Origin of the sequence: Hydrogenophaga sp. (assembly GCF_028698005.1) — a bacterium.
Classification (GTDB): domain Bacteria; phylum Pseudomonadota; class Gammaproteobacteria; order Burkholderiales; family Burkholderiaceae_C; genus Hydrogenophaga.
The window spans coordinates 1-7,124 of the sequence record NZ_JAQVEJ010000151.1 but is presented as its reverse complement, the minus strand read 5'-3'; the positions used below and the strand labels follow the sequence as shown (position 1 = coordinate 7,124).

Sequence of the window (7,124 nt, the reverse complement as noted above, 5' to 3'; positions counted from 1 at the left end):
GCGTCCTTGGCGCCCTGCTCGCCCTTGTACTGGATGAAGTCGTCGAAGGCGATGGTCTGGGCACGGATGAAGCCGCGCTCGAAGTCGCCGTGGATGACGCCGGCGGCCTGGGGTGCGGTGTCGCCGATGTGGATGGTCCAGGCGCGCACTTCCTTGACGCCGGCGGTGAAGTAGGTCTGCAGGCCCAGCAGCTTGAAGCCGGCGCGGATCAGGCGGTTCAGGCCCGGTTCGTCCTGGCCGAGCTCCTTGAGGAATTCGAGCCGGTCGGCCTCGTCCATCTCGGCCAGTTCGGCCTCGATCTTGGCGCAGATGGCCACCACGGGCGCGTTCTGCGCGGCGGCGTATTCCCGGAGGCGGTCCAGGTACGGGTTGTTCTCGAAACCGTCCTCGCTCACGTTGCCGACGAACATGGCGGGCTTGGCGGTGATCAGGCACAGTGGCTTGAGCAGCGCCTTTTCCTGCTCGCCCAGCTCCAGCGTGCGCACCGGCTTGCCTTCGTTGAGGACGGCCTGCACCTTGGTCAGCAGCGCGACCAGGGCGGCGGCTTCCTTGTCGTTGCCGCTCTTGGCGGCCTTGGTGTAGCGCTGCAGCGCCTTCTCGACCGTGCCCAGGTCGGCCAGGCACAGCTCGGTCTGGATGACCTCGATGTCGGCGATCGGATCGACCTTGTTGGCCACGTGGATGACGTTCGGGTCGTCGAAGCAGCGCACCACGTTGACGATGGCGTCGGTCTCGCGGATGTGGGCCAGGAACTGGTTGCCCAGGCCTTCACCCTTGGAGGCCCCGGCCACCAGACCGGCGATGTCCACGAATTCGACGATGGCCGGCACGATGCGCTCGGGCTTGATGATCTCGGCCAGTTGCTGCAGGCGCGGATCCGGCACCTCGACCACACCCACGTTGGGCTCGATGGTGCAGAACGGGTAGTTCTCGGCGGCGATGCCGGCCTTGGTCAGGGCATTGAACAGGGTGGATTTACCGACGTTGGGCAGGCCGACGATGCCGCACTTCAGACTCATGGTGGAACTTGCTCGCTGGTGACGCTTGACGCGCTCTGGCTGGGAAAAGGCTAACCGGTCATTTTAGTCGGCGGTCGCGCAGCGGCGGATCGGGGGGCGGGGGGCGGTCAATCAAACTGCCAGTCGGCGTCCACGACTTGACCGATGCGCACGATCACGCCATCGCCCTCGCGCATGATGGCGTTCATGCCGAAGGTCAGGCGCCCGCCCATGCGGGGGTCCTGGCGCGAGACCTGCAGGGTGTCGGTGACCGCATGCGAGGACAGCGCGGTCTCGGGATCGATGTCGGGGATCGGGCAGCGCACACAGGGCTTGACGTTCTCGAGCACGGCGGTGCCGCCTTCCGCCGCGATGCGCCAGCGGCCAATGCGGTCCTCGTCGTGCGCCTCGACACCGCCGAGCACCACGTTGGGACGGAAACGCCGCTGGTCGATCACCGGTGCGCCGGCGGCCTGCAGGCGGGTGTTGACGCTGTCCACCGACGCCTCGCTGGTCACGAGCAGGCCGAAACCGTCGGCGAACTGCGTCACCGACTCGCGGCCACCGGTCCATTTCGCATCGCACAGGCGCCGCACCTCGGGGTCGAACCGCACCAGGCGCAACTGGCGCAGGTGCTCGGGCGCGTCGGGACCGAGGAAGTCGCTGAACCACTGGGCGGCCACATCGCCCATGTCCCAGGCATCGACCTCGTCGTTCCAGACCTTGACGCGGCGCGGGAACTCGGCCGCCTCCAGCGACAGGTGCAGGGCCAGCATGCCCGGCGCCCGCAGCACCAATTGCCCCATGCGGAAGGCCGGCTGGATGAGCACCATGCGCGGAAGCTCGCGCTGGGTGACGAAGCGGCCCGCGGCATCGACCACCATCCAGGCGCGGTCCCAGGCCAGGCCGGTCGGGGTGAGTTCGGCTTCGGTCACGGACATCCCGGCACAGGACTTGACCGGGTAGATCCAGAGTTGGGCGATGGTGGCCTGCACATCGGCCTGCGAGACGGGGGCGTCGGACATGGTGTGAAGAAAACGGGGGACGACGGGGGGACTGGCGGCGTGCGGGCATCGGCACACGGCCGCCGGCACCCGGCCATTGTGCCTCGGGCTGATGGCGGGGCGACCCCGGCGGCGCGCGCGCACCCTAGAATCCCGGCATGACTCAGAGCCCTTCCCGACACGGCGCCAGACGGCACCACGACGTGGTCATCCGCGGCGCCGGTGTGGTCGGACAGACCCTGGCCCTGCTGCTGGCGCGCGAGCGCCTGAAGGTGGCGCTGGTGGCTGCCCCGCGCCCGCCATCGGCCGCGCCCGACGTGCGCGCCTATGCCATCAACGCACAGGGGCGCGACATCCTGCGCTCGGTGCGCGCCTGGCCCGAGGATGCGGCGCCCGCCCCCGGCCCGGACGGCGAGCGGGAGCCGGTGGTGACACCGGTGACCGCGATGGCCGTGCACGGGGACCAGCAGGGCGAACTGCGCTTCAGCGCGGCCGAGCAAGGCACCGAGGCACTGACCTGGATCGTGGACGTGCCGGCGCTGGAGCAGCGCCTGGCCCATGCGGTGCACTTCCAGGGCGGCATCGACGTGCTCGAGGCGGTGCCGGCGCAGCCGGCGGCGCTGACCGTGGTGTGCGAAGGCCGGCGCAGCCGCACCCGCGACGAGCTGGGGATCGACTACGACAGCCGCCCGTACCCGCACAAGGCCATCGCCGCGCGGCTGGTGTGCGAGCAGGGGCACGGCGGTGTGGCACGCCAGTGGTTTGCCGGTGGTGAGATCCTGGCGCTGCTGCCGCTGGGCGGCGCGCCGGGGAACTCGGTGGCGCTGGTGTGGTCTGTAGAGACAGCACAGGCCGAACACTGGTTGCAGGCACCCGCCGAGGCACTGGCCACGGCGGTGCAGGAGCGTTGCGGCGGCGCGCTCGGTGCGATGCGGCTGCAGGGGCCGGCACAGGCCTGGCCGCTGGAGCTGGCCCGCGCACGGCACTGGGTCGCTGCCACCGATCGCGGTGGCGTGGCCCTGGCCGGCGACGCCGCCCACGCCATGCATCCGCTGGCCGGCCAGGGCCTGAACGTGGGGCTGGCCGATGTGGCCGAGCTGGCCCGCGTGCTGCGCGAGCGCGAGCCCTGGCGCGACGTGGGCGATATCCGCCTGCTGCGGCGCTACGAACGCGCGCGGCAGGCCGATGTCCGGCTCATGGGCTGGCTGACCGACGGCCTGTTCGGCCTGTTTTCGCTGGGCGACGAGCGCGTGCAGGCACTGCGCAACTGGGGCATGTCGGGGGTGAACCGCCTCGGCCCCCTGAAGCACTGGCTGGCGCGCCAGGCCATGGGCCACGCGGCCCGGACCGACTGACCGTTTTCTTTTTTGCACCCTTGACCATGACCCGACTGTTCAAAACCTGCCTGCTGGCCCTGCTGACCGGCCTCTCGATCGGCGCCGCCACCGCGCAGGAGGCCGTGATCCGCAAGAATCTGGCCGAACGCCTGCCCAACCTGCCCCGGATCGACGAGGTCACGCCCACGCCGATGAAGGGCCTGTACGAGGTGCGTTTCAACGACAGCGAGATCTTCTACACCGACGCCGGCGGCAACTTCATCCTCCAGGGCAACCTGATCGACACCCAGGCCAGGACCGACCTGACCGAAGAGCGCATCGAGCGGCTGACCGCGGTCAATTTCAAGGACCTGCCGCTCAAGGACGCCTTCACCATCGTGCGCGGCAACGGCCAGCGCAAGCTGGCGGTGTTCGAAGACCCCAACTGCGGCTACTGCAAGCGCTTCGAGCGCGACCTGGCCAAGATCGACAACGTGACCATCCACGTGTTCCTCTACCCCATCCTGGGCCAGGATTCGGTGGACAAGTCGCGCCAGATCTGGTGTGCCAGGGACAAGGGCAAGGTCTTCGTCGACTGGATGGTGCGCGACGTGGCGATCCCCAAGAGCGACCGTTGCGACACCGGCGCCTTGCAGCGCAACGTCGAGTTCGGCAAGAAGACGCGCATCACCGGTACGCCGACGCTGTTCTTCGCCAACAGCGCCCGTGTGCCGGGCGCGATCGACCGGGCACGCATCGAGCAGTTGCTGGCCGAAGCCAACCAATAAGGTTTCGCCGATGCAGCCTGTTCACGCACACCGCGAACCGGCGGTGCACTACCGCGTTGCGGCGCCCTCGCCCCACAACCACCTGTTCACCGTCGGTCTGGACATCGCGCGCCCGGCCGCGCGCCAGCGCCTGAGCCTGCCGGTGTGGATTCCCGGCAGCTACCTGGTGCGCGAGTTCTCGCAGCACCTGCAGGGCCTGCGCGCCAGCCAGGATGGCCAGCCGGTGGCCCTGAAGCAGACCACCAAGAACACCTGGGTGGCCGAGGCCGACCCGAAGCGGCCGCTGCACCTGGACTACGAGGTCTATGCGTTCGACCCCTCGGTGCGCACCGCCTTCCTCGACCGCGACCGGGGATTTTTCAACGGCACCAGCCTGTGCCTGCGGGTGCACGGCCAGGAAGACCGGCCCCATGCGCTGGACCTCGACGCCGGCGGCCTGCCCCGGGGCTGGTCGGTGGCGACCGGCCTGACGCCGGCCGAGGTGGATGCCCGCGGATGCGGCCGCTACCGGGCGCAGGACTACGACGAGCTGGTGGACTGCCCGGTGGAGCTGGGACCGTTCTGGAGCGGCAGCTTCGAGGCCTGCGGCGTGCCGCACCGCTTCGTGGTCGGCGGCGCCCCGGCGGCGTTCGACGGCCAGCGCTTGCTCGATGACGCGCGCCGCATCTGCGAGACGCAGATCCGCTTCTGGCACGGCGACGGCCCGCCACCGTTCAGCCACTACGTGTTCATGCTCTGGGCCACGGGCGAGGGCTACGGCGGCCTGGAGCATCGCAACTCGACGGCGCTGATCTGCCAACGGCAGGATCTTCCCCTCAAGCCGGGCCCAGCCCAAGCCAAGCCCACCGCCCTGAAGGCGACCGACGGCTACACCACGCTGCTGGGCCTGATCAGCCACGAGTACTTCCACGCCTGGAACGTCAAGCGGCTGCGCCCGGCCGAGTTCGCGCGCATCGACTACGACCAGGAGAACTACACCGGGCTGCTGTGGTTCTTCGAGGGCTTCACCAGCTACTACGACGACCTGTTCCTGCGCCGCGCCGGCCTGATCGACGACGCGACCTATCTGCAGTTGCTCATGCGCAACCTCAACCAGGTGCTGCAGACGCCGGGGCGCCACCTGCAAAGCGTGGCGCAGGCGAGCTTCGACGCCTGGATCAAGTACTACCGCGTGGGCGAGAACACGCCCAATGCGACGGTCAGCTACTACAGCAAGGGCGCCCTGGTGGCCCTGTGCCTGGACCTGAGCCTGCGCCGCGACGGCTGCGCGACGCTGGACGACGTGATGCGCGAGCTGTGGACCCGCAGCGGCGGCGGCCCGATCAAGGAGGCCGACGTGGCACGCGCGCTCAAGCGCCTGGGCCGGCGCGACTTCGCCGCGGAGCTGGCCGCCTGGGTGCACGGCACCGACGACCTGCCCGTGATCGAGCTGCTGCAGGCCCAGGGTGTCAAGTCCGAAACGGAACAGGCGCCGCTGGCGCAGCAACTGGGTCTGCGCGTGGCCGACGGCCATGGCGCCATCGCCATCCGCTCGGTGCTGCGTGGCGGCGCCGGCGAGCAGGCCGGCATGGCCGCGGGCGACGAATGGCTGGGCATCGAGCTGCCGCCGGCACGGCGCGGCGCGGCCGCCGAGGCCTGGCGCCTGCGCAAGCTCGACGAACTGCCGGCCCTGCTCGGGCCGCAGCGCCGCTTCACCGCGCTGGTGGCGCGCGACCGCCGCCTGCTGCGCTGCGCCGTGCGACTGCCCGATGACGAGGTGACCGCGTTCAAGTTCTCACCCGGCAACAGCGATCGCTTGCGTCCCTGGCTGGCGCCATGACGCCCGCGTCCCGACGCCGGCCGGCCCAGGGCAACCTGCGCAGCATCACCTCGATGCTGGTGGCGGTGATGTTCTTCGCGCTCATGGACGCGGTGCTCAAGACGCTGTCACCGCACTACCCGCCGCTGCAGATCGCCTGCCTGCGCGGGCTGACCGCGATGCCGCTGGTGCTGGCCTACGTGCACTGGCGCGGTGCCTGGCACCGGCTGCGGGGACTGCGCTGGCCCCTGCATCTGCTGCGCGGCGCCCTGGGCGTGTTCATGTTGTCGATGTTCACGTTCGGCGTGAAGCAGTTGCCCCTGTCGGCGACCTACACCATCTTCTTCATCGCGCCGCTGCTCATCACCATGCTGTCGGTGCCGGTGCTCAAGGAGCGGGTGCCACGCGCGCACTGGTGGGCCATCGCGATCGGCTTTGTCGGCGTGCTGATCGCGCTGCGACCCAGCGGCCACGACCTGCAGACCGGCCTGGCCACCCTCGGCGGCCTGGCGCTGATCGGCGCCGCGCTGTGCTACGCCGTGACGGCCGTGACCGGCCGGCTGCTCAGCCGCACCGACAGCCTGGAGTCGCTGGTGCTGACCATGATGGTGTTCATCGCGGTGGGCTCGGGCATCCTGGCCGCACCGGGCTGGGTACCGGTGTCGGCCAGCCACGTCTGGCTGCTGGTGGCCCTGGGCGTCACGGGCTTTGCGGGCCAGTTGGCCATCAACGATGCCTTTCGCCATGGCCAGGCCAGCGCCGTGGCACCGTTCGAGTACACCGCGCTGGCCTGGGCCGTGGGCCTGGACTGGCTGGTCTGGCAGACCCTGCCCGGCATCCACACCTGGATCGGCGCGGTCATCATCATCGGCAGCGGCCTGTACATCGTGCGCCACGAACAGCGCATCAGCCAGGCCCACGCCAACGCCGAACACCCCTAGCGACCCACCCCACGGCGGAGCGTGGGGGCCATGGATTCAGCGCCGGGCCGCCCCAAGCTGAATCCGCGCCCCCTCGGGGGGCAGCGACCCGCGCAGCGGCGGAGCGTGGGGGCCATGGATTCAGCGCCGGGCCGCCCCAAGCTGAATCCGCGCCCCCTCGGGGGGCAGCGACCCGCGCAGCGGCGGAGCGTGGGGGCTCAAACCATCGCCGGCTTGCAGTCGCTCGTCGGGCGGCCCTGGAAGTCGGTCCAGCAGCGGCGCGTGAAGTCGTACAGCTTG

6 protein-coding genes are annotated in these 7,124 nt (G+C 70.1%); 4 read left to right on the top strand and 2 right to left on the bottom strand.

The genetic code is table 11. The annotated features are described in order from the left end of the window. Together ychF and PHQ87_RS13020 are read right to left on the bottom strand one after the other, a co-directional pair. The coding region (gene ychF, locus PHQ87_RS13025; protein ID WP_300235060.1) for a redox-regulated ATPase YchF at window positions 1-1,019 on the bottom strand (1,019 nt) is incomplete at its 3' end. Window positions 1,020-1,126: 107 nt separating this feature from the next. Then, the gene (locus tag PHQ87_RS13020) at window positions 1,127-2,023 is read right to left on the bottom strand and encodes an MOSC N-terminal beta barrel domain-containing protein (RefSeq protein ID WP_300235056.1); all 897 of its coding nucleotides are present in this window, start codon (window positions 2,021-2,023) and stop codon (window positions 1,127-1,129) included. A 137-nt stretch (window positions 2,024-2,160) separates the two neighbouring features. Between PHQ87_RS13020 and PHQ87_RS13015 the strand changes: the two genes are divergently transcribed. Genes PHQ87_RS13015 through PHQ87_RS13000 form a run of 4 tightly spaced genes read left to right on the top strand, consistent with a single transcriptional unit; the run spans window position 2,161 to window position 6,845 of the window. Beyond that, complete coding sequence (locus PHQ87_RS13015; RefSeq protein WP_300235053.1) at window positions 2,161-3,357, top strand: FAD-dependent monooxygenase; 1,197 nt, start codon at window positions 2,161-2,163, stop codon at window positions 3,355-3,357. Window positions 3,358-3,383: 26 nt separating this feature from the next. After that, window positions 3,384-4,106, top strand: a complete 723-nt coding sequence (locus PHQ87_RS13010) for a DsbC family protein (RefSeq protein WP_300235050.1) — start codon at window positions 3,384-3,386, stop codon at window positions 4,104-4,106. A gap of 10 nt (window positions 4,107-4,116) precedes the next feature. Then, entirely contained in the window at window positions 4,117-5,925 is a 1,809-nt protein-coding gene (locus PHQ87_RS13005; protein WP_300235047.1) for a peptidase M61, read from the top strand. Next, window positions 5,922-6,845 carry a DMT family transporter gene (locus PHQ87_RS13000; protein ID WP_300235044.1) on the top strand — a complete coding sequence of 308 codons (924 nt, stop codon included), beginning with the start codon at window positions 5,922-5,924 and terminating at the stop codon, window positions 6,843-6,845. The genes PHQ87_RS13005 and PHQ87_RS13000 overlap by 4 nt, the downstream gene beginning before the upstream one ends. Window positions 6,846-7,124 lie beyond the last annotated feature (279 nt).